Raw genomic sequence first — 21,764 nt, 5'->3', positions numbered from 1 at the left:
TTTAGGGATAAACCTTGTAAAATGAATAACAATTTTTATCTAACATGAAAATAATGATAGGAACAATTGCTGCTAAAGGAGTCGAGGATGAAGAATACAATAATTAAGAAACAAAAATTTCCTTCTCCCCATCCAGAAATTGAATTGTCGATCATTACGTATTTGGTTGATGGTTTAAAGGTAAAGGGGCTGCTGGCTGAACCGAAAGATGATCAAATGTATGATGGATTTCTTTATTTAAGGGGAGGAATAAAAAATGTAGGAAAGGTGCGGCCTGCAAGAATTGTACAATTTGCCTCGGAGGGATTTATCGTGTTTGCTCCGTTTTACCGCGGCAATCAAGGCGGGGATGGAAATGAGGATTTCGCTGGTGAAGACAGAGAGGATGCTTTTGCAGCATTCAACCTTCTGACATCGCATAATAGAGTAAAAAAGGTGCATATTTTCGGTTTTTCCCGCGGCGGTGTTATGGCGCTTTTAACAGGAATTCGATTCCCAGAGGCTGCCTCAGTAGTCACATGGGGAGGGGTTAGCGATATGTCACTTACCTATGTGGAAAGAAAGGATTTACGCCGAATGATGAAGCGGGTGATTGGGGGGACTCCGACAAAGGTTCCCGAGCAATATCAATTCCGTACACCACTCTATGAACTTGAACAGTTGGAGCCGCCGGTCTTAATTATTCATGGCCGCAAGGATACAAATGTTTCGGTTGAACATGCCTATCGTCTTGAAGACAGATTAAAGGCGCTTAATAAAAAAGTAGAGAGCTGGTATTTTGAACAATATACACACTATTTCCCGCCAGCTGTAAATAGACAAATTGTTTCCGATTTAACCTTGTGGATGAAAAGACAAGCCGAATAATGATAATATAGCAGGTAGAAAGAACAAATTCACTGAAATCAAATCTTTTTTAAGGAGAGGGAATAGATGGGAATGCCGTTAGAATTAAATACGATGATTGTGACAAAAGGAAGGGAAGAGAGAATTGGTGAGAATGATTTTACATTAGTTAAAGATGATTATCGTCTGTATCCAATTGAAATCCCACTTGAGGTCAGAAAAACGAAGGATAGCGATCCAGGTGCATATGCTGTTATTAAGAGACTGGTTTGGGAAAATAACCAAACAACCATTACATATCAGCTCATTTCACTTAACACGACTAACTAACAAAAAACAGCAACTGTTAGGTTGCTGTTTTTATATCTTTATGCGATTGGGCCGCCTTTTTCAATGATATCAGAAGAAACGTTTTGGAACTTTTTAAAGTTCTCACGGAATTTTTCAGCTAGTTCTTTCGCTTTTGTTTCGTATTCAGATTGATTGGACCATGTACGATTAGGCTGTAGAACATCATCCGGAACACCTGGTACATGTAACGGAATTTCTAAACCGAAAATATCGTCCTTTTTTGTTTCTACATTTGTAAGCTCACCTTCAAGTGCTGCTTGCACCATTGAGCGGGTATAGCTTAACTTCATTCGGGAGCCGACACCGTATTCGCCGCCAGTCCAGCCAGTATTTACAAGGAATACATTCGCATTGTGCTGGCTGATTTTTTCTCCAAGCATTTCAGCATAGCGTGTTGCTGGAAGCGGAAGGAATGGTGAACCAAAGCATGTAGAGAAGGTTGCTTCAGGTGACGTAACACCGCGTTCAGTTCCTGCAAGCTTGGAAGTGTAACCGCTTAAGAAGTGGTACATTGCCTGCTCTTTTGATAGCTTTGAAATTGGAGGCAATACGCCAAATGCATCTGCAGTTAAGAAGATAATCGTATTTGGGTGACCGGCAACGCTTGGGTCTACGATATTGTCAATTGCCTGCAGTGGGTAGGCAGCACGTGTATTTTCAGTCAGCGTACCGTCATCATAGTCTGCAATGCGTGAGTCCTGATCAATGATAACGTTTTCTAACACAGAACCAAAACGGATAGCATCAAAGATTTGTGGTTCTTTTTCTCTTGTTAAATTGATACATTTTGCATAGCAGCCGCCTTCAATATTAAAAACACCATTTCCAGACCAACCGTGTTCATCATCACCAATTAAACGGCGATTTGGATCTGCAGAAAGAGTTGTTTTTCCTGTACCGGATAAACCAAAGAAAAGGGCAACGTCACCTTCATTGCCAACGTTAGAAGAACAATGCATAGGCATGATACCGTTCTCAGGCAATAGATAATTCATGATCGAGAAGACAGATTTTTTGATTTCTCCTGCATATTCTGTTCCACCGATTAGAACGGTCCGTTGCTCGAAGGAAATGATAATGAATGTTTCTGATTTAGTGCCGTCAATGGCTGGGTCAGCTTTAAAATTAGGTGCAGCAATTACTGTAAATCCCGCATCATGTGCTGCTAATTCTTCCTCAGTCGGACGAATAAACAACTGATGTGCAAACAGGTTATGCCATGCGTATTCATTAATAACCTGAATCGGAAGTCTATGCTTGTCATCAGCGCCGGCAAAGCCTTTAAAGACAAATACTTCGTCTTTTTCCTTCAAAAATTCTAACACTTTATTATAAAGCTTTGAAAATACTTCTTTAGAAATCGGCTGGTTGACAGGACCCCAATCAATTTTGTTCTTTACGGAATCCTCTTCAACAATGTATTTATCTTTTGGTGATCTTCCTGTGTATTTTCCTGTTGTGGCTATTACTGCACCGGTTGAAGTTAATTGACCTTCTTTTCGAGTTAGTACTTTTTCTACAAGTTGTGGAACAGATAATTGAGTAAGAATATTTGTGCCAGTAAGAAATTCGTTTATTTCTTGTTTCAAACTTACAAAATTCATCCGATGAATACCTTCCTTTAATCAATTTATTTAATATCTTTTTACAGTGATTTATCTCACGATTAGTATAACACAATTATTCGAATAGTCTATACTATTTATGAAAGTTTTTGGTCTTTTCCTAAAAATTTGAATGATTAAATATATAGATTGGAATAATAAATAGAATGGAAGAAACTATATTAATAGGAAAATATTTTTCATAATTTATTGACAGTTATTCTATTGGTACGATATGATGGAAACTTGAACGGATACTCTCTTATCCCGAGCTGGTGGAGGGACAGACCCTATGAAACCCAGCAACCTGCTATTGAAAGATACGTATACAAGTACATTACTGCTTTATTGTAGGGAATTGTGATCATCTTTTCACATTTTTAAGATAAAAAAGGTGGAAATGATTTATGTGTATGCAAACTTGATAGCAAAGGTGCTAACTGTGGCAAGGATCTTAATCCTTGAACGATAAGAGTGAAAGGCGCGAATCTTTTACTTTCAACCTTTTCACATATTGAGAAGGTTTTTTTTATGCGTCTTCAGATATAGAAGGAATTATTTACCCTGTCATTAACATAAATAGATAGGATAAATACTCCTTGTTTTTTCCAAACTACTAGGGAATGAGTTCCGTATCATGAGAGGTTGCTCGAACGCTGCTTTAAGCAATCTCATTATATATAAGGAGGAAATCAGATTGTCAAAACGTCGCTTGTTTACTTCGGAGTCAGTTACTGAAGGCCATCCAGATAAAATTTGTGATCAAATTTCTGACGCCATTTTAGATGAAATCCTTACTCAGGATCCTAATGCACGTGTGGCTGCTGAAACATCAGTTACGACCGGATTAGTATTAGTTTCAGGTGAAATAACTACATCGACTTATGTAGATATTCCAAAAATTGTACGAAATACCGTAAAGGAAATTGGCTATACAAGGGCCAAATATGGATTTGACTCTGAAACATGTGCCGTATTAACGTCAATTGATGAGCAGTCTCCAGATATTGCAATGGGTGTTGACCAAGCGTTAGAAGCACGTGAAGGAACCATGACTGATGAACAAATTGAGGCAATAGGTGCAGGGGACCAAGGTCTCATGTTCGGATTTGCTTGCAATGAAACAAGTGAGCTGATGCCATTACCGATTTCATTAGCCCATAAGCTTTCCCGCAGGTTAACCGAGGTACGTAAAGATAATACTCTTGCTTATCTTCGTCCAGATGGAAAAACACAGGTAACAATTGAATATGATGAAAATGATAAGCCTGTTCGAGTGGATACGATTGTTATTTCAACTCAGCATGATCCTGAAATAGGTCTTGAACAGATTCAGCATGATATAAAGGAATTTGTCATTTCTCCAGTTGTGCCAGATGAATTAATTGATAGTCAGACAAAATACTTTATCAACCCAACAGGCCGTTTTGTGATTGGCGGGCCGCAAGGTGATGCAGGTTTAACAGGACGTAAAATTATTGTTGATACATATGGCGGGTATGCACGTCATGGCGGTGGTGCATTCTCTGGTAAAGATCCTACCAAAGTTGACCGCTCTGCTGCCTATGCAGCACGTTATGTAGCAAAAAATATTGTTGCTGCTGGGTTGGCAGAAAAGGTAGAGGTTCAATTTGCCTATGCAATTGGTGTAGCACGTCCGGTATCGATTTCAATTGATACCTTTGGTACAGGTAGAGTGGACGAGGATGTCCTAGTAGACGTTGTCAATAAAAATTTTGATCTCCGTCCAGCAGGCATAATTAAAATGCTTGATCTTCGCCGTCCAATCTATAAACAAACGGCTGCATATGGTCACTTTGGCCGCGTGGATGTTGATCTTCCATGGGAACGAACAGATAAAGCAGAATTGTTAAGGGAACAGGCATTAGAAGGCCGACTATAAAAAATAGCTGGTAGTAAGCGGGAACTGCATCGATGGTGCAGCTCCCGCTTTTTCATTTGCGCAACGTTTTAGAATAGATGGAAAAAGTATAAACTGCTTATAATAGCATGATTTTCCCATTGTTTTTTTTAATACTTCATGCCATTATAAAAAAATTAGTGGTAGTATAAGAGAGTATGTTTTTTAGACTAATTTCAGAACCTTATTTTGAGGTACTTTAAATAGGTTAAGTTAAAGAACAATGTTGACTTTCGTTTGCTTTGTTGATTGGAGTGGAAGGCACGAAGACTCCTGCGGTCGCCCTAAGGTGCGCGAAGTGCCTGTAACGGAAATCAACAAAAGTGTTTAACAGAGCTTTTAAATAAAGAATGGAGTGACGTACATAATGTGTGGCTTTATTGGTTGTGTACATGAAAAGGCACAAAATTTTCAAGACACCGAAAAACAACTATTCAAACAAATGAATAATCTTATTACCCATCGTGGACCTGATGATGATGGATATTATATGGATAACCATATTCAATTTGGTTTTCGCCGTTTAAGTATCATTGACATTGAGAGTGGACACCAGCCCTTGACATATGAAAATGAGCGCTATTGGATCATTTTTAATGGTGAGGTTTATAACTATGTTGAATTACGTGAAGAGCTTATCAAAGAAGGCCTTACATTTGAAACAAGCTCTGACACAGAGGTTATCATTGCACTATACAGTCATGTAAAGGAAAAAGCCATTGAGCGTTTACGCGGCATGTTTGCTTTTGTCATTTGGGATAAACAGGAACAGACTCTTTATGGCGGTAGAGATCCTTTTGGCATTAAACCATTCTTCTATCGTGAAGATGCCGAAAGAACATTTTTTGCCTCTGAGAAAAAGAGCATTTTGCTAGCCATGAAAAATGATGTACTAAACTATGAATCATTGCAGCATTATTTAACGTATCAATTTGTTCCAGAGCCTGAGACGCTATCAGAAGGCATTCATAAACTTGAACCAGGTCATTATTTTACAAAGAAAATCGGTTCAGCAATGGAGATTAAACGCTATTGGAAGGCTAATTTCCATCCTGTTCAAAAATCAGAAAGTGATTTCATAAAAGAAATTAAAGATGTATTATTTGATTCTGTGAAAATGCACATGAGAAGTGATGTGCCTGTAGGCTCATTCTTATCTGGCGGCATTGATTCTTCCATTATTGCATCCATCGCGAAAGAGTTTCATCCAGCGATTAAAACCTTCTCAGTCGGTTTTGACCACAATGGCTTTAGTGAAATTGATGTAGCGAAAGAAACAGCAGATAAGCTGGGTGTAGAAAATATCAGCTATATTATTTCTCCTGAAGAGTATATGAATGAAGTACCAAAAATCATGTGGCATATGGATGATCCCCTTGCAGACCCTGCCTGTGTGCCACTTTACTTTGTTGCGCGTGAAGCACGTAAGCATGTAACGGTAGTACTGTCAGGTGAGGGTGCCGATGAACTATTTGGCGGCTACAATATTTATCGGGAACCGGAATCATTAAAGATGTTCAATAAAATGCCGCAATTCGGCAAGGTGTTTTTAAAATGGATTGCCAGACTTATGCCTGAGGGTATGAAGGGAAAAAGCTTTATTGAACGCGGTGTGACACCAATGGAGGAACGCTATATCGGGAATGCCAAAATGTTCACGGAAACGGAAAAGCAACAGCTGTTGAACGTTTTTAATCCTAATCTGCATTATACGGATATTACGAAGCCACTATACAGGGAAAGCCATGGCTATGATCCAGTAGATCAGATGCAGTATATTGATATCCATACGTGGATGCGTGGCGACATTCTACTAAAGGCTGATCGTGTAACAATGGCGCACTCATTAGAGCTTCGAGTACCATTTTTAGATAAAGAAGTGTTCCGTGTTGCTTCTCAAATCCCAACAAGCTTAAAAACCGCAGACGGCACGACGAAATATGTCCTTCGTAAAGCAGCCGAAGGGATTGTTCCGGACCATGTCTTGAATCGTAAGAAGTTAGGCTTCCCAGTTCCAATTCGTCACTGGCTAAAGGATGAAATGAATGATTGGGCAAAAAAAATAATCCGTGAAAGTGACACGGATCATTTACTCAATAAGACTTATATATTGAACCTCTTGGAGGATCATTGCCAAGGAAAAGCGGACAACAGCCGTAAAATATGGACTGTACTTATGTTCATGGTTTGGCATCAAATCTATGTGGAGAAGAAATATTCATTCGATCAAGAGGCTTCACAGCCATTAAGCCAAGCAGTCAGAGGCTAGTTTAGATACGTTATTGCTTGACTGCCCATTTGCACCCAGGAATCTTCGAATTCCTTTATGGGTGCTTTTTTATTTTTTACACCTGTCAAAGGATCATTGAAATAAATATACTGCGAATCATAGCCGGTTAACAAAACCGAATGCTCTTTATAGGTAATCTTGACAGGTCCGTTTGGTGTCTGCCATGTTTGAAACTTGCTTTCAGGAAGCCTGCTATAGGCTGTATTCGTTATGACCCATACTGGACGGTTATCGGATAGATGAATCTTCAATTCTTGAAAATCTCCACCGGTTAAATCGATCATTCTTCCCGGTAAGTACTGGTCTGCCAGCTCTTTAATTGGTTTATGGTAGACTCCGAGACCAGGGTTATGAAAGGAATACATATCCCCGACAAAGCCGTCATTAGGATGCCCGAAATAGATCACATCATTTTCCTTACGATAGGTTGAAGGCTCCTTAATGATCTTTTCGGCAAGCGTCATTTTATCTACTTCGACGCCTGCAAACTGTAGGAGCATCGTAAGACTTGTAACCTCACAGCCGCGCGGAAGCTCAGGAAGCTGATTAACGATGGGAGCATCGATAAGTATACTGTCTTTTATTTTAATAATGGATAGATCAAAATTATCCTGTAAAAAAGTGTTTGTTTTGACAATGGGAGATTGAAACCAGTACTTAATCTGCTCGACGGCATTTGCTACATTTCTCGTTTTGGTTGAATCGAGGATAAATCCTGCTGCTAAGACCAATACAATCACAAAGAGCATGATAAAGGACGTAAACAACCGTTTGCGATTGACTAATTTAGCAATGAGAGAAATGAGCAATAAAAATAACACGACAATAACAAAGTATAATAGTATCATGAGTACCACCTGATGTATTTTTGGTTGATAATACTAGTATAGTTTAATTTCGGCAAATATTAATGCGGTTAATATTGGAAATACAGAATATACTATGACTGTTGATTTGTTTTATTTTGCAAAGATTTATAATAGATGCCTTTTTCAACATATTCTCTCCGGATTCGTTCCATATCTGCTTTATCTTCATCATTTAATTCACGAATAACTTTTACCGGTCTGCCAAAAGCAAGTGTATTCGGCGGAATCTTCTTTCCTTGTGGAACGAGACTGCCGGCACCAATAAAGGCACCTTCACCAATTTCAGCTTGATCAAGAATGATTGAACCCATCCCGATTAACGCGTTTTCCTTTAGGATACAGCTGTGCAAAATCACTTGATGTCCGACTGTCACACCATCTTCAATAATTAATGGGTTATTAGGGCTTTGGTGCAAAACGGAGTTATCCTGGACGCTGACTCTTTTTCCAATTATCGTTGGTGCCACATCTCCGCGAATGGAAGTGTTAAACCAGATGTTTGATTCATCACCAATTTCAACATCACCGGTAATCGTAACGTAATCTGCAATAAAAGCTGATTCAGAAATTTTGGGGCTTTTTCCCTTGTAAGGATAGATCATCTTTTACTCTCCTTTAATACCATATTATATTTGACTCGGCGATACCTGTTATTGATTTAGGTATGGAAAATCATGTTGAAAATAGTTAACCAAGTCATATCTATTCTACTAATTGTATCTGATAAGTGAAGAGATTTGTCAAAGGATTTGTATTTGGGTCATAATAGTAGTATTAACGTTTGGATTTCGCGGAACAGATACATAAAGGATTTTGCGTAATCAATAGTAAAAAGAGGCTTGTTTACCAGCATCGTTCTCTTACAAGCCTAAAGATAAAATAAGTTAGTTGATTTTCAGGAGGAAGGTACAATGTGGAAATGGGAAGCGGAAGGAGAAGCAAAAGCGGTAGTGGTGATTGTCCATGGGGCTATGGAGCATCATCGCCGTTATGGCTGGTTAATTGAAATGTGGCGATTATCGGGATTTCATGTGGTTATGGGGGATCTCCCAGGGCAAGGAATGACAACAAGAACTGGAAGGGGACATATTGATTCCTTTGATGACTATCTTTATGAAGTGAAGGATTGGATACAGGCAGCCTACCAATTTAATTTGCCCGTTTTTCTCATTGGACATAGTTTAGGCGGACTAATATCCGTACGGTTACTGCAGGAGGAACGGTTGAATTTGGCAGGTGTTGTTTTATCATCTCCATGCTTAGGATTAGTCAAACCGCCATCAAAATTATTAAATTTACTATCATACATTTTAAACATTATTGCACCACAATTAAGGCTAAATACAGGCTTGACCATTGATATGGCCACTCGAAACGATGATGTTAGGGAAGCGGATATGAATGATACACTCTATATTACGAAGGTATCTATCAGATGGTATCGCGAATTAATTGATGGAATTAAGGAGGCCTTTGATAAGATTAATCAAATCCAGGATGTTCCCCTTTTTCTTATGCAGGGCGGCGATGATAAGATTGTAAATAAAAATACAGTAAGAAGCTGGTTTAACATGGTGCCATTATCGGAGAAAAGATATAAGGAATGGGCAGGCTGTTATCATGAAATTTTTAATGAACCGGAACGAGAGGAAGTTTTCGAATATGCAAAGGATTTCTTCAACAGTCAGCTTAAATCAATCGGATATATTGTATAAGCGAGGGGTATAAATGATGTCAGTTCCAAGTATGCCGTTAAGTCTAATGTCCCAATCCTATCGGAAGGTTTTCCCTTGTGTGAATCAGGAGCTTTCTTATTGGAAAGAGCGGGCGCACAACATTCCAGACCCCGAACTTCGAAAACAAGCATTAGCAAGTATTAATCATAAAACGTTTCATTGTGAGGGTGGTGCGATTATGGCACTTATGGCTAATGAGCAATATGCTGAAGTCATTCGTTTTATTGTTGCTTATCAAACCATAAGCGATTACTTGGATAATCTTTGTGATCGAAGCACATCATTGGATCCTGCTGATTTTAGAGCTCTGCATGAAGCAATGGGAGATGCTCTCTCATTAGAAAAGTCACAAGGCAGCTATTATCGTTATCGTCCTGAACAGGATGATGGAAACTACCTTTATGACCTCGTTGCAACCTGCAGGCAAGTGCTGTCAGAATGTGTTCATTATGAAAAAATAAAAGACTATCTACTTGAACTGTGCGGATATTATTGTGATTTACAAGTACATAAGCATGTCATTCCGGATGAACGGGTTCCTCGTTTAAAAAGGTGGTTTCATGAAAATAAAGAGGATATGCCTAAAATGGAATGGTATGAGTTTTCTGCCTGCTCAGGGTCTACTTTAGGAGTTTTTTGTCTGGTGGCCTATGCTTTTAGTAATGATTTTCAGGATCGTTATGCGCTTGATATTCGCAAGGGCTATTTTCCTTATATTCAAGGGCTGCATATTCTGTTGGATTATTTAATTGATCAGGAAGAGGATAAACTTGAAGGGGATTTGAACTTTTGTTTTTATTATGAAAATGAGGAACAGCTTTTTACTCGGTTAAAACATTTTATTAGGGAAGCGGACCGCCATACAAACAGCCTACCACACAGACGTTTTCATCGGTTAATTAATCGGGGTCTGTTAGGACTTTACTTATCTGATGAAAAGGTTAGGAAGCAGCGGGATGTCCGTAAGCTTGCAAAAGGAATCCTGAAGGCAGGAGGTTCTGTAAGCTTTTTCTTTTTTATCAATGCCATGATTTATCGAACACTGCAAAAGATCAGCAGAGGAATAAAACATGATAAACGTAGATTAGAACGCTACGTATAGCATAAAAGTGTCAGGCACCACAAAAAGACAAATGTATACATTTTGTCTTTTTGTGGTGCCTGACACCATATTTTACCGTTTTTCGATTGCAATAATAAACGGTGGGTTGTTTGCTTGGTTAATGTAACCATATTGCAATACATGGGCTTCCTTTTGGTCAATTGAGCTTACAAATTCAATTAGCTTGTCACGTTCGACAGCTCCCTCTGGATGGCCATGATAAATGACCAGTACGATCATGCCTTCAGGCTTCAAAATGCTAAGCAGCTGTTCAATAGCTGAAATCGTTGTGTTTGGTTTTGTAACGATTGCTTTATCTCCTCCTGGCAGATAACCAAGATTAAAGATGGCTGCAGCTACCTTCCCATGATGCTGAATGGGTATACATTGGCTGATATGCTCGTGACCTTTATTTAATAGCGTTGCTCTGCTTAGAAAGTCAGATTCCTTTAAACGCTCACTGCTGTTTCGAATAGCTTCTTCTTGAATATCAAAGCCGTAAACATGACCGTTTTCACCAACCAGCTTGGCTAGAAAAAGAGTGTCATGACCGTTTCCGAGTGTTGCATCGACAGCAATATCTCCCGATGTAACTGCTGATTCAAGTAAGGATCTTGCAAAGGGTAAAATCTGCTTTAGCTTCATTGGTTCACTACGCTCCAATTCTTTCCCTGCCAGCTATTTCGACGAACGAGCTCTTCATCAATGCTGTTAAGAACTTCCCACTTATTGACACTCCACATAGGCCCAATCATTAAATCGATCGGTCCATCGCCCGTAATACGGTGAACAATCATTTCTGGTGGTAAGATTTCTAATTGATCACATACTAACTTTACATAGTCATCGAATGATAAAAATTCAAGCATTCCTTTTTCATATTGCTTGACCATCGGGGTACCCTTCAATAAATGAAGAAGATGAATTTTAATGCCTTGAACATCAAGCTTTGCCACTTCACGTGCTGTTTCCATCATCATGTCTGTTGTTTCCATTGGCAGACCGTTAATAATATGGGAACAAACACGAATGCCATGCTTGCGTAGTTTTTCGACACCTTCAACATAGGCTGCGAAATCATGCGCCCTATTAATAAGGTTAGCCGTTTGTTCATGAACCGTCTGCAGTCCAAGCTCCACCCATAAGTAGGTTCGTTCATTCAGCTCTGCCAAATAGTCAACAACATCATCTGGAAGGCAATCAGGTCTTGTTGCAATAGAGAGCCCGACAACGCCATCTAAATTTAAGACGGTTTCATATTTTTCCTTTAACACAGGCAGTGGTGCATGTGTATTGGTAAATGCCTGAAAATAGGCCATGTATTTGCCGTCTTTCCATTTTGTATGCATTTTTTCTTTAATATCATTAAATTGTTTGATGAGATCATCACTGCGGTTGCCGGCATAATCGCCTGAACCTGATGCACTACAAAAAGTACAGCCGCCATGTGCAACTGTGCCATCGCGATTTGGGCAGTCAAAGCCGCCATCCAATGCCACTTTAAAAACTTTATGACCGAATATATGTCGTAAATGGTAATTCCATGTATGATACCGTTTATGATCGCTTGCATATGGAAAAGGATTTTTTGGATTCATAGCGGGATACCTCCTTAAAAACTCACATTTAATTATTTTACCATGAAGTAATCACCTTTCCAATGAGTTGTCCACCTCTGTCTAGAAATGGCAGTATCCTTGTGTGTAGAAACAAGAGATTTGCGCAAGATAAGTACGTAAAGCTCTCGTAATTCACGGTTTCGTATAATGAAATCGAGCTTTGCTTGGAATGATTTTGCAAGGAGGGGTTTTATGGCGACACGAGCATCGATTGAAACACTGATAGCAAAATGTGAAGACGCACTGAGGTTTGCCACAGATCAATATCAAGAAAGCAGCCTCCAGGAACATTATAATGGTGAAAATTATACGCAGGCATTACAGCAATTAGAGGGTGCCTATAATGAGCTTGCAAAAATGGCTCAAAGTGCAAATGGGCAGCAACGTGATCAGCTTCACCGCATGCGGTTACAGCTGCAGCAGGCACAAAATCAAATGATGTTACATGATCATTAGGAGGAGCAATCGTGAAAAAACGTTCAAAAAGCCAAAATCCAGAACAGAAAACACGCAATGGAGCAAACAGTAATGATCTAGAGCTTGGTCAAGACTATGATCTTGTCAAGCAATCGAAAAAGAAATATGAACAAACTGGCAGCCAGCCAGTAAAGTCTAAATTCCATCCTGAATAGTATAGAATGTCATAAAAGAGCTGATTTGCAGAAATCAGCTCTTTTTGTCGAACCTTTTTATTAGTAATTTTTACCTATTTTTACAAAAAAAGATTGTAATTTCAATTGGAAGTTTTTAGAATATACTTATATTTCAGAATATTTTTAAAAAAGGAGGAATAAAAATGGATAATTTGGCAAAAGAAGGCGTATCACAGCAAAATAAGTATGATTTTGAAAAAATTGCAAACAGCCCAGAGTTTAAACAGTTAATGAAAGCCAAGAAAAGGTTCCTTGTTCCTGTCTCTGCTGTCTTTTTGACCCTGTACTTTTTATTGCCCATTCTTACTTCGTATTCAACGATCTTAAACAGCCCAGCAATTGGACCGATTTCATGGACATGGGTATATTCATTAAGCTTATTTATCATGACATGGGTTCTATGCATGACTTATGTAAAAAGGGCAGCACGCTATGATAAAATGGCCGAAGCTCTCATTGAAAAATATAATCAAGGAGACAAAAGCCTATGAGTGGAGTTGGATTAGTATTATTTGTCTTAATTGTTGGATTGACGCTCGTCATCACTTATTGGGCTGCCAAACGCACGAAAACAGCAAGTGAATTTTACACTGCAGGCGGCGGTTTGACAGGCTGGCAAAATGGACTGGCTATCGCGGGGGATTATTTATCCGCAGCATCCTTCTTAGGAATTGCAGGTGCGATTGCCCTTAATGGCTTTGATGGATTTTTCTATTCAATCGGTTACTTGGTTGCTTATCTTGTTGTTTTATACATTGTTGCTGAGCCACTAAGAAATCTTGGTAAATACACAATTGCAGATATGATTACTGCACGTTTTGACCAAAAGAAAGTACGAGCTGTTGCAGCGTTAAGTACGATTACCATTGTTATTTTTTATATGATTGCCCAATTAGTTGGTGCAGGCGCTCTTATTCAGCTCTTATTAGGTATTGATTATTGGGTGGCAGTACTTATTGTTGGTGTTATGATGACCACATATGTACTATTTGGCGGGATGACGGCAACAAGCTGGGTTCAAATTACAAAGGCAGTATTATTAATGATTGGAACAGTCGTCATTTCATTCTTAGTGTTAGCGAAATTTAATTTCAACATTTTTACAATGTTCAGTGAAATGAAAACGCTAACTCCACATGGGGAAAATTATTTAAACCCAGGTGTGAAGTATAAAGTTCCGCTTGATACGATTTCCATGATGGCAGCTCTTGTTCTTGGTACAGCTGGTCTGCCGCATATTTTAATGCGTTTCTTTACTGTTAAAGATGCGAAAACAGCACGTAGTTCAGTTGTTACTGCGACATGGGTTGTTGGTATCTTCTATATCCTAACGATTTTCCTTGGCTTTGGAGCAGCTGCGTTTGTAGGTTCTGAAGATATAGTTGCTGCGAATGCTGCCGGAAATATGGCTGCACCGCTTTTAGCAAAAGCACTTGGCGGAGATTTTCTCATGTCCTTTGTATCAGCCGTTGCGTTCGCAACAATCCTGGCTGTGGTTGCCGGGCTGGTATTATCTGGCGCATCTGCATTCGCGCATGATATTTACGGACAGATTATTAAAAAAGGTCAAATTACTGAAAAACAGCAGATGCTTTCGGCTCGATATGCTTCAATCAGCGTTTCAGTTCTTTCTATTATTCTTGCACTTTTTGCGCAAAAAATGAATGTTGCTTTCCTTGTATCACTTGCATTCTGTGTTGCAGCAAGTGCCAACCTACCGGTGATCCTTTATACGATCTACTGGAAAAAGTTTAACACTGCTGGCGCCGTTACAGGAATGATAACAGGATTAGTTACAGCACTTGTATTGGTTGCAATCAGTCCCAATGTATTAAACCCAGTTGCAGGTGCGGCTATCCTTGTAGGGGATCCTATTTTCCCATTAACAAATCCGGCCATTGTCTCTATACCTGCTGGTTTCATCGGTGCATATATCGGCACAGTTGTTGCGAATAAACGTGATGAGAAGAAATATGCAGAGGTTATGGTTAGAGCTAATACTGGAGTAAAATAAAAATGTTCTGGAGCCATCACGTTTTTAAGTGGTGGCTTGCTTCGTTCTTATGATATTTTTGGGGGATAAGGATGTATATTTTTTAGTAGGAATGTTAACAATTGTTTATATCTTGTAATATATTAATTAGTACCTTTTTGCTGACTTGCATCTTGGGGCAAAATTATATACAATATCACTATATATTTTTCTATAATTGAAACAACATTGACAAGGAGTAGTAATGATGCAAAACCCGATATAGAGAGCTGACGGTTGGTGAAAGTCAGCCGGGACCATCATGAACTCGCCTTGGAGTTGCAGAAGTGAACTTAAGTAATTTCTGCCGTTTTCCGCGTTAAGGACAAAATGAAGCGAGTGACTTTTTCACTAATGTGGGTGGTACCGCGGGAGTTTTTATACATAATCCTCTCGTCCCAATAATGGGATGAGGGGTTTTTTATATTCTTTTCTAAGTGATAGAGAAAATGCTTCAAGATAAAGGCTGGAATCTAGCTATTTAGTAAATGTAGGAGGAAAACAAGATGAGCTTCAATCATCATGAAATTGAAAAAAAGTGGCAAAAGCATTGGGAGGAAAATAAAACTTTTAAAACAAGTGAAGATAAGGGAAAGCGTAAGTTCTATGCCCTTGATATGTTTCCTTATCCATCTGGTGCCGGTCTCCATGTCGGACACCCGGAAGGCTATACAGCCACAGATATTCTTTCCAGAATGAAAAGAATGCAGGGCTACAATGTCCTACATCCAATGGGCTGGGATGCTTTTGGTCTTCCTGCAGAGCAATACGCTTTGGATACAGGAAATGACCCTGCAGAATTTACGGAGCAAAATATTAATAATTTCCGTCGTCAAATCAAATCATTAGGTTTTTCATATGATTGGGATCGTGAAATTAATACAACGGATCCAAACTATTATAAATGGACACAATGGATCTTTTTAAAGCTTTATGAAAAGGATCTTGCCTATATCAGCGAAGCACCTGTTAACTGGTGTCCTGCATTAGGGACAGTGCTTGCGAACGAAGAAGTGATTGATGGAAAGAGTGAACGTGGTGGACATCCGGTAGAACGCCGTCCAATGAAGCAGTGGAATTTACGCATTACAGCATATGCTGACCGTTTACTCGAGGATCTTGAAGAATTAGATTGGCCGGAAAGCATCAAGGATATGCAGAGAAACTGGATCGGGCGTTCAGAGGGTGCAGAGGTAAACTTCCAAATTGATGGATATGATGATACCTTTACTGTTTTCACTACGCGTCCTGATACACTTTTTGGAGCAACCTATGCGGTGCTTGCGCCTGAGCATGATTTAGTGAAAAACATTACAACTGAGGAGCAGCGTCAGGCAGTTGAAGATTATTTAGAACAAATTAAGAGTAAAAGTGATTTAGAACGAACAGATCTCGCGAAGGATAAAACAGGTGTCTTTACTGGGGCATATGCGATTAATCCAGTAAATGATGTGCGAATTCCGATTTGGATTGCGGATTATGTATTGGCGAGCTATGGAACTGGTGCGATTATGGCTGTTCCTGGTCATGATGAACGCGATTATGAGTTTGCAAGGAAATTTAATTTGGAAATCAAAGAGGTTGTGGCAGGCGGAGACATTGAAAAAGAAGCCTATACAGGTGATGGACATCATGTGAACTCTGATTTTCTAAATGGATTAAATAAAGAAGAAGCCATTAGTAAAATGATTGCTTGGCTTGAAGAAAAGGAAATTGGGACGAAAAAAGTAACATACCGCTTGCGCGATTGGCTGTTCAGCCGTCAGCGTTATTGGGGAGAACCAATTCCGGTCATCCATTGGGAAGACGGTACAATGACAGCTGTACCGGAAGAGGAGCTTCCGCTTATTCTGCCGGTAACAACTGAAATCAAACCATCCGGTACAGGCGAATCTCCATTAGCTAATATTGAGGATTGGGTGAATGTAGTCGATCCTGTAACAGGTAAAAAGGGACGCCGCGAAACGAATACCATGCCGCAATGGGGCGGAAGCTGCTGGTATTTCCTACGCTTCATTGATCCGCATAATGATGAAGTGTTAGCAGATCCTGAAAAGCTTAAGGAATGGCTTCCTGTTGACATTTATATCGGTGGAGCGGAGCATGCAGTTTTACACTTATTGTACGCTCGTTTCTGGCATAAGTTTTTATATGATATTGGCGTTGTTCCAACAAAGGAACCGTTCCAAAAGCTGTTTAACCAAGGGATGATTCTTGGTGAAAATAATGAGAAAATGAGTAAATCAAAAGGAAATGTAGTGAATCCTGACGAGATTGTTGAAAGCCATGGTGCTGATACACTGCGTTTATATGAAATGTTCATGGGGCCTCTTGACGGATCAATCGCTTGGTCTGCAAACGGTGTGGACGGTTCACGACGCTTCTTAGACAGAATTTGGCGTTTATTCATTGAAGATAACGGCAGTTTAAATCCTAAGATTAAAGATAATGAAACTGAAAGCAATCTTGAAAAAATCTACCACCAAACAGTTAAAAAGGTAACGGAAGATTATGAGGGCTTACGTTTCAATACGGCTATTTCACAGCTAATGGTATTCATAAATGAAGCTTACAAGGCAGAGGTATTGCCAATTCATTATATGGAGGGCTTTGTAAAATTATTGTCTCCAATCGCACCGCATATTTCTGAAGAGCTATGGGAAAAGCTTGGAAATACTAATTCCAGCATTTCTTATGAGGCATGGCCTGCTTATGATGAAGCAAAGTTAAAGGATGACGAAATTGAGATAGTCATTCAAATTAACGGGAAAGTGAAAGCCAAATTAGTTGTACCAGCAAATACAAACAAAGATGCACTTGAACAAATTGCAATGGATGATGACAAGGTAAAAGCACAAATCGACGGCAAAACCGTTCGAAAAGTAATCGCCGTACCTGGCAAACTCGTTAACATTGTAGCAAATTAATAACCGGTGTCAGGCACCACAAAAAGACAGATTCATTAATTTGTCCATATGTGGTGCCTGACACCCTAAACGAACAATAGGGGTGTAATACATGAGTCAAATGGCTGTCATTACGACATATGAATTAAATGAGAAGCTCGAGGCGGGGGAGAAGCCGGAGCTTGTAGATGTAAGAGAACATGAAGAAGTGGCAATGGGCATCATTCCAGGTGCCAAGCATATTCCAATGGGTGAAATCCCGGCAAGCTTAGATTATTTTGACAAGGATAAAGAATACATTATGATTTGCCGTTCTGGCTCAAGAAGTGCATATGTTTGCGAATTCTTACAAGCTCAAGGCTATAAAGTGCGCAATATGACTGGCGGAATGCTGGAGTGGAGAGGAAAAACGGAATAATAAAAAAAAGCATGGGGCTCCATGCTTTTTTTTATTAATGTCCCCCAAGATAGGCCATTTTTATCTGGTCGCTTGCCCGGAGTTCGTCAGCAGATCCCTGTAGTACGACCCTGCCGGTTTCGATCACATAGGCCCGATTGGCAATTGATAGTGCCATATTTGCATTTTGCTCAACGAGCATGACGGTTGTACCGGCAGCATTAATTTCTGCGATGATTCGAAAAATAGTCTTCACCAATAATGGGGCAAGCCCCATTGACGGTTCATCCAATAAAAGCAGCCTCGGACGAGCCATTAGTGCCCTCCCCATGGCAAGCATCTGCTGTTCACCGCCGGACAGGGTGCCTGATTGCTGCTTCCTTCTTTCATAAAGTCGAGGAAATAAATCATACACCTTTTGAAAATCCTCTCTAATTCCTTTTTTATCATGTCGAAGAAAAGCGCCCATTTCTAGATTTTCTTCGACACTCATATTGGCAAACACCCGGCGGCCTTCCGGAACATGGGATATGCCCTTTTTAACAATGAGCTGCGCCTGCCTACCCGTGATGCTTTCCCCTTCGAATAAAATATTGCCCTGTTTCGGTTTCAATAAACCGGAAATGGTTTTGAGCAGTGTGCTTTTTCCAGCACCGTTTGCACCGATTAAGGTGACAATTTCTCCTTGATTCACGTCAACAGATGCATCCTTTAGTGCATGGATATGCCCGTAATAGACATTAATTCCTTCAATCTTTAGCATTATGACACCTCCTCGCCCAGATATGCTTCAATTACCTTTGGATTATTCCTTATTTCCTCAGGGATTCCCTGTGCAATTAATTGGCCGTGATCAAGTACAAAGATACGTTCACAGACACCCATGACCAGCTGCATATCATGCTCAATCAGAATGACCGTTAAATCAAACTGCTCACGAATGAAGCGAATTAATTTCATGAGATCCTTTGTTTCCTGTGGATTCATCCCGGCAGCAGGCTCATCAAGCAGCAGCAGTTGTGGGGACGCAGCAAGGGCACGGGCTATTTCCAGCCGGCGCTGCTGGCCGTAAGGAAGATTCCTTGCCTTCTCATCCTTGTAAACATCTAAATGGAAAATCTTTAAAAATTCAATGGCTTTTTCCTCCATTTCTTTCTCTCCAGAAAAGTGAAAGGGAAGGCGGAATATAGATGTTAGCATGGAATGCTTGGCCAGGGTGTGATAAGCAATCTTTACATTATCAAGGACGGATAAATCATTAAATAAGCGGATGTTTTGAAAGGTTCGACTGATTCCCTTCTGTGTAATTTTGTATGGAGCAAGCCCGTTAAGTCTTTTTCCGTTCAAAAGAATGCTGCCTTCCGTCGGCGTATATACACCAGTAAGGAGGTTGAACAAGGTTGTCTTTCCAGCCCCGTTTGGTCCAATTAATCCGACTAGCTCTCCTTTTTGAATCTCCATTTGAATGTCGGAAACGGCCTTTAAGCCGCCAAACTGAATGCTGGCATGGTCGACCTTAAGCAATGGTATGTTTGTTTCCATCCTGTGCATCCTCCTTTATAGGTGCATTCTTTTTAAATAATGCTGTCAGTTCCTTTGTTCCCATTAAGCCTTGCGGACGGTAAATCATCATAATAATTAAAACAAGACTATAAATAATCATCCTTGTTTCCGGATAATCCTGAAGAAACGTGGAGACGATTGTAAGTAATAAAGCGGCAATGATAGATCCCGATAAACTACCAAGACCGCCAAGCACAACATAGATTAAAATATCGATAGATTTTAAGAAACCAAAGTTTGATGGCTGGATAATATAAAAATTATGAGCATATAAAGAGCCGGCAACGCCTGCAAAAAAAGCACCAATAATAAAGGCAGCGACCTTATAATAGGTTGTGTTAATCCCCATGGCATCAGCAGCAATCTCATCTTCTCTGACAGATAAACAAGCACGGCCATGTCTGGAAAGCGTAAAATTTCGAATGGCTAAAATCGTCAAGAGCATGGAAAAAAATACCCATGGCCAGGTAGCCATATGTGAGACCTGCATTCCGCTTGCCCCGCCGACATAGTCGACATTTAACAGGATAATGCGGACAATTTCTCCAAAGCCCAGCGTAGCAATTGCCAGATAGTCTCCTCGGAGCCTTAATGTCGGAATACCGATAATGAGTCCGGAAAGTGCCGCGGCAATGCCTCCTGTAACAATCGCGAGCCAGAAAGGCAGTCCTAATTTCATGGTGATAATGGCAGAAGCATAGGCACCAACGGCAAGAAAACCGGCGTGCCCAATTGAGAATTGTCCTGTGATTCCAATAATAAGATGCAGGCTGACAGCAAGGATGATATTGATTGAGATTAGTAGAATCATATTGACATAAAAGGGATTCAACTGTCCGCTGGTTATCAGGAATTGGATGACAAAAAATATGATGAAAGCCAGTGTAATTGAAAGCCAGAATCCTTTTAATCGTCTATATTTAGACATGATAATCCGCCCCCCTTTATACTTTTTCTTTGATATTCTTGCCGAATAAACCAGATGGACGGAAAATTAAAATAAGGATTAACACGATAAATGCGACACCATCACGCCATAGTGAGAATCCGCTAGCACTGACGAATGCTTCGATAACTCCTAAAAGTAGTCCGCCGACCATTGCACCTGGAATAATTCCGATACCGCCTAATACAGCGGCAATAAATGCCTTTAAGCCGGGAATAATACCCATTAGGGGCTCGATTTTTATATAATAGGTTCCAAAAATAACGCCGGCAGCACCAGCAAGTGCAGACCCGATGGCAAAGGTAGCGGAGATGGTATTGTTCACATTAATCCCCATCAGTTTTGCGGCATCCGCATCATAGGAGACAGCACGCATCGCCTTGCCGATTTTTGTCCTATGTACGATAAATTGTAGAATAATCATAAGGGCGACTGAAATGCTAAGAATAAATAACGATTGACCGCTGATGGTAATACCGAAGAGGTCGATATTTTTGGATGGAAGGACATTTCCGGGATAGGCTTCCGGCTGTGCCCCTCGAAAATATATGAAGCCGTATTCAATTAAAAGAGATACACCGATAGCTGTAATCAATGCAGCAATTCTTGTCGCGTTTCGAAGGGGTTTATAGGCAATTCTTTCAATCAAGACGCCAAATACTGCACAGACAACCATTGAGAGCAATAAAGCAGGGAAAAAACCGAGGCCAAGGACGGTGATGGAATAGAAGCCAATAAATGACCCAATCATAAATACATCACCATGGGCAAAGTTAATTAATTTCACAATTCCATAGACCATCGTATAACCAAGTGCAATCAGTGCGTAGATACTGCCAAGCGATATACCGTTGACTAATTGCTGGATGAGTTCCATTGAAGCTCACACTCCTTGAAAAATAATTTTGGATTCAGAAATAGGGGGCATA

At 40.0% G+C, this 21,764-nt stretch carries 21 protein-coding genes, 1 riboswitch and 1 other annotated feature; of the genes, 12 read left to right on the top strand and 9 right to left on the bottom strand.

What is annotated here, in order from left to right:
- Positions 1 to 87: 87 nt before the first annotated feature.
- Positions 88 to 867, top strand: a complete 780-nt coding sequence (locus ACHUFV_RS15505; RefSeq protein WP_394235661.1) for an alpha/beta hydrolase family protein — start codon at positions 88 to 90, stop codon at positions 865 to 867.
- Between the two features lie 66 nt (positions 868 to 933).
- The gene (locus ACHUFV_RS15500) at positions 934 to 1,176 is read left to right on the top strand and encodes a DUF2584 domain-containing protein (RefSeq protein ID WP_394235659.1); all 243 of its coding nucleotides are present in this window, start codon (positions 934 to 936) and stop codon (positions 1,174 to 1,176) included.
- 38 nt (positions 1,177 to 1,214) lie between these two features.
- On the opposite strand, the gene pckA is transcribed toward ACHUFV_RS15500, so the two are convergent.
- Positions 1,215 to 2,801 carry a phosphoenolpyruvate carboxykinase (ATP) gene (gene pckA / locus ACHUFV_RS15495; RefSeq protein ID WP_394235657.1) on the bottom strand — a complete coding sequence of 529 codons (1,587 nt, stop codon included), beginning with the start codon at positions 2,799 to 2,801 and terminating at the stop codon, positions 1,215 to 1,217.
- A 259-nt stretch (positions 2,802 to 3,060) separates the two neighbouring features.
- Positions 3,061 to 3,276, top strand: a riboswitch (SAM riboswitch).
- A gap of 162 nt (positions 3,277 to 3,438) precedes the next feature.
- Here pckA and metK point away from each other — a divergent pair.
- Together metK and asnB are read left to right on the top strand one after the other, a co-directional pair.
- On the top strand, positions 3,439 to 4,704 hold the full coding sequence (gene metK / locus ACHUFV_RS15490) for a methionine adenosyltransferase (protein ID WP_394235655.1): 1,266 nt from the start codon (positions 3,439 to 3,441) through the stop codon (positions 4,702 to 4,704).
- A 385-nt stretch (positions 4,705 to 5,089) separates the two neighbouring features.
- Positions 5,090 to 6,991: an asparagine synthase (glutamine-hydrolyzing) gene (gene asnB, locus ACHUFV_RS15485; protein ID WP_394235653.1), complete on the top strand. Its 1,902-nt coding sequence runs from the start codon at positions 5,090 to 5,092 to the stop codon at positions 6,989 to 6,991.
- On the opposite strand, the gene ACHUFV_RS15480 is transcribed toward asnB, so the two are convergent.
- Entirely contained in the window at positions 6,988 to 7,860 is an 873-nt protein-coding gene (locus ACHUFV_RS15480; protein WP_394235651.1) for a C39 family peptidase, read from the bottom strand. The genes asnB and ACHUFV_RS15480 overlap by 4 nt on opposite strands.
- A gap of 92 nt (positions 7,861 to 7,952) precedes the next feature.
- Positions 7,953 to 8,483, bottom strand: coding sequence for a gamma carbonic anhydrase (locus ACHUFV_RS15475; RefSeq protein WP_394235650.1), 531 nt, complete (start codon positions 8,481 to 8,483; stop codon positions 7,953 to 7,955).
- Between the two features lie 309 nt (positions 8,484 to 8,792).
- On the opposite strand from ACHUFV_RS15475, the gene ACHUFV_RS15470 reads away from it, so the two are divergent.
- A complete protein-coding gene (locus ACHUFV_RS15470) occupies positions 8,793 to 9,596 on the top strand; it encodes an alpha/beta hydrolase (RefSeq protein WP_394235648.1) in 804 nt (267 codons plus the stop codon).
- A gap of 16 nt (positions 9,597 to 9,612) precedes the next feature.
- On the top strand, positions 9,613 to 10,719 hold the full coding sequence (locus tag ACHUFV_RS15465) for a tetraprenyl-beta-curcumene synthase family protein (RefSeq protein WP_394235647.1): 1,107 nt from the start codon (positions 9,613 to 9,615) through the stop codon (positions 10,717 to 10,719).
- A 72-nt stretch (positions 10,720 to 10,791) separates the two neighbouring features.
- Here the strand turns inward: ACHUFV_RS15465 and mnmM are convergent, their stop codons facing one another.
- Together mnmM and mnmL are read right to left on the bottom strand one after the other, a co-directional pair.
- Positions 10,792 to 11,364, bottom strand: a complete 573-nt coding sequence (mnmM, locus tag ACHUFV_RS15460) for a tRNA 5-(aminomethyl)-2-thiouridylate-methyltransferase MnmM (protein ID WP_394235645.1) — start codon at positions 11,362 to 11,364, stop codon at positions 10,792 to 10,794.
- A complete protein-coding gene (mnmL, locus tag ACHUFV_RS15455) occupies positions 11,361 to 12,317 on the bottom strand; it encodes a tRNA modification radical SAM protein MnmL/YtqA (protein ID WP_394235643.1) in 957 nt (318 codons plus the stop codon). The genes mnmM and mnmL overlap by 4 nt, the downstream gene beginning before the upstream one ends.
- A gap of 213 nt (positions 12,318 to 12,530) precedes the next feature.
- Here mnmL and ACHUFV_RS15450 point away from each other — a divergent pair, with 213 nt between their 5' ends.
- From ACHUFV_RS15450 to ACHUFV_RS15425, 6 genes are all read left to right on the top strand, one after another.
- Complete coding sequence (locus ACHUFV_RS15450) at positions 12,531 to 12,794, top strand: YtzC family protein (RefSeq protein ID WP_394235641.1); 264 nt, start codon at positions 12,531 to 12,533, stop codon at positions 12,792 to 12,794.
- Between the two features lie 11 nt (positions 12,795 to 12,805).
- The gene (locus tag ACHUFV_RS15445) at positions 12,806 to 12,970 is read left to right on the top strand and encodes a glycogen biosynthesis protein GlgD (RefSeq protein WP_394235639.1); all 165 of its coding nucleotides are present in this window, start codon (positions 12,806 to 12,808) and stop codon (positions 12,968 to 12,970) included.
- A gap of 164 nt (positions 12,971 to 13,134) precedes the next feature.
- Positions 13,135 to 13,482, top strand: a complete 348-nt coding sequence (locus tag ACHUFV_RS15440) for a DUF485 domain-containing protein (RefSeq protein WP_394235637.1) — start codon at positions 13,135 to 13,137, stop codon at positions 13,480 to 13,482.
- On the top strand, positions 13,479 to 15,005 hold the full coding sequence (locus tag ACHUFV_RS15435; RefSeq protein ID WP_394235635.1) for a solute symporter family protein: 1,527 nt from the start codon (positions 13,479 to 13,481) through the stop codon (positions 15,003 to 15,005). Before ACHUFV_RS15440 ends, ACHUFV_RS15435 begins: the two co-directional genes overlap by 4 nt.
- 198 nt (positions 15,006 to 15,203) lie before the next feature.
- Positions 15,204 to 15,427 (top strand) — a binding site (T-box leader).
- A gap of 102 nt (positions 15,428 to 15,529) precedes the next feature.
- Positions 15,530 to 17,950: a leucine--tRNA ligase gene (leuS, locus tag ACHUFV_RS15430; RefSeq protein ID WP_394235633.1), complete on the top strand. Its 2,421-nt coding sequence runs from the start codon at positions 15,530 to 15,532 to the stop codon at positions 17,948 to 17,950.
- Between the two features lie 91 nt (positions 17,951 to 18,041).
- Complete coding sequence (locus tag ACHUFV_RS15425) at positions 18,042 to 18,347, top strand: rhodanese-like domain-containing protein (RefSeq protein WP_394235631.1); 306 nt, start codon at positions 18,042 to 18,044, stop codon at positions 18,345 to 18,347.
- 34 nt (positions 18,348 to 18,381) lie between these two features.
- On the opposite strand, the gene ACHUFV_RS15420 is transcribed toward ACHUFV_RS15425, so the two are convergent.
- From ACHUFV_RS15420 to ACHUFV_RS15405, 4 genes are read right to left on the bottom strand one after another with little or no spacing between them, the layout of a single operon-like run.
- A complete protein-coding gene (locus ACHUFV_RS15420) occupies positions 18,382 to 19,089 on the bottom strand; it encodes an ABC transporter ATP-binding protein (RefSeq protein ID WP_394235629.1) in 708 nt (235 codons plus the stop codon).
- The gene (locus tag ACHUFV_RS15415) at positions 19,089 to 19,868 is read right to left on the bottom strand and encodes an ABC transporter ATP-binding protein (protein WP_394235628.1); all 780 of its coding nucleotides are present in this window, start codon (positions 19,866 to 19,868) and stop codon (positions 19,089 to 19,091) included. The genes ACHUFV_RS15420 and ACHUFV_RS15415 overlap by 1 nt, the downstream gene beginning before the upstream one ends.
- Positions 19,843 to 20,817 (bottom strand): branched-chain amino acid ABC transporter permease, encoded by a 975-nt coding sequence (locus ACHUFV_RS15410; protein ID WP_394235626.1) that lies wholly within the window; start codon positions 20,815 to 20,817, stop codon positions 19,843 to 19,845. The genes ACHUFV_RS15415 and ACHUFV_RS15410 overlap by 26 nt, the downstream gene beginning before the upstream one ends.
- 16 nt (positions 20,818 to 20,833) lie before the next feature.
- On the bottom strand, positions 20,834 to 21,712 hold the full coding sequence (locus ACHUFV_RS15405; RefSeq protein WP_394235625.1) for a branched-chain amino acid ABC transporter permease: 879 nt from the start codon (positions 21,710 to 21,712) through the stop codon (positions 20,834 to 20,836).
- Between the last annotated feature and the right edge of the window lie 52 nt (positions 21,713 to 21,764).

This window comes from Niallia oryzisoli (assembly GCF_043641075.1).
Taxonomy (GTDB): Bacteria; Bacillota; Bacilli; order Bacillales; family Cytobacillaceae; genus Bacillus_BD; species Bacillus_BD oryzisoli_A.
The sequence above is the reverse complement of the archived record's forward strand: the minus strand, read 5'-3'. Positions and strand labels throughout refer to the sequence as shown.

Bases quoted from the DNA above. Each gene is read 5' to 3' on its own strand.
- ACHUFV_RS15505 (WP_394235661.1), top strand. From the start codon at position 88: ATGAAGAATACAATAATTAAGAAACAAAAATTTCCTTCTCCCCATCCA.
- ACHUFV_RS15465 (WP_394235647.1), top strand. From the start codon at position 9,613: ATGTCAGTTCCAAGTATGCCGTTAAGTCTAATGTCCCAATCCTATCGG.
- ACHUFV_RS15450 (WP_394235641.1), top strand. From the start codon at position 12,531: ATGGCGACACGAGCATCGATTGAAACACTGATAGCAAAATGTGAAGAC.
- ACHUFV_RS15440 (WP_394235637.1), top strand. From the start codon at position 13,135: ATGGATAATTTGGCAAAAGAAGGCGTATCACAGCAAAATAAGTATGAT.
- pckA (WP_394235657.1), bottom strand. From the start codon at position 2,801: ATGAATTTTGTAAGTTTGAAACAAGAAATAAACGAATTTCTTACTGGC.
- ACHUFV_RS15480 (WP_394235651.1), bottom strand. From the start codon at position 7,860: ATGATACTATTATACTTTGTTATTGTCGTGTTATTTTTATTGCTCATT.
- ACHUFV_RS15415 (WP_394235628.1), bottom strand. From the start codon at position 19,868: ATGGAAACAAACATACCATTGCTTAAGGTCGACCATGCCAGCATTCAG.
- mnmM (WP_394235645.1), bottom strand. From the start codon at position 11,364: ATGAAGCTAAAGCAGATTTTACCCTTTGCAAGATCCTTACTTGAATCA.
- ACHUFV_RS15435 (WP_394235635.1), top strand. From the start codon at position 13,479: ATGAGTGGAGTTGGATTAGTATTATTTGTCTTAATTGTTGGATTGACG.
- asnB (WP_394235653.1), top strand. From the start codon at position 5,090: ATGTGTGGCTTTATTGGTTGTGTACATGAAAAGGCACAAAATTTTCAA.
- leuS (WP_394235633.1), top strand. From the start codon at position 15,530: ATGAGCTTCAATCATCATGAAATTGAAAAAAAGTGGCAAAAGCATTGG.
- ACHUFV_RS15410 (WP_394235626.1), bottom strand. From the start codon at position 20,817: ATGTCTAAATATAGACGATTAAAAGGATTCTGGCTTTCAATTACACTG.
- ACHUFV_RS15475 (WP_394235650.1), bottom strand. From the start codon at position 8,483: ATGATCTATCCTTACAAGGGAAAAAGCCCCAAAATTTCTGAATCAGCT.
- mnmL (WP_394235643.1), bottom strand. From the start codon at position 12,317: ATGAATCCAAAAAATCCTTTTCCATATGCAAGCGATCATAAACGGTAT.
- ACHUFV_RS15425 (WP_394235631.1), top strand. From the start codon at position 18,042: ATGAGTCAAATGGCTGTCATTACGACATATGAATTAAATGAGAAGCTC.
- metK (WP_394235655.1), top strand. From the start codon at position 3,439: ATGAGAGGTTGCTCGAACGCTGCTTTAAGCAATCTCATTATATATAAG.
- ACHUFV_RS15500 (WP_394235659.1), top strand. From the start codon at position 934: ATGGGAATGCCGTTAGAATTAAATACGATGATTGTGACAAAAGGAAGG.
- ACHUFV_RS15470 (WP_394235648.1), top strand. From the start codon at position 8,793: ATGTGGAAATGGGAAGCGGAAGGAGAAGCAAAAGCGGTAGTGGTGATT.
- ACHUFV_RS15420 (WP_394235629.1), bottom strand. From the start codon at position 19,089: ATGCTAAAGATTGAAGGAATTAATGTCTATTACGGGCATATCCATGCA.
- ACHUFV_RS15405 (WP_394235625.1), bottom strand. From the start codon at position 21,712: ATGGAACTCATCCAGCAATTAGTCAACGGTATATCGCTTGGCAGTATC.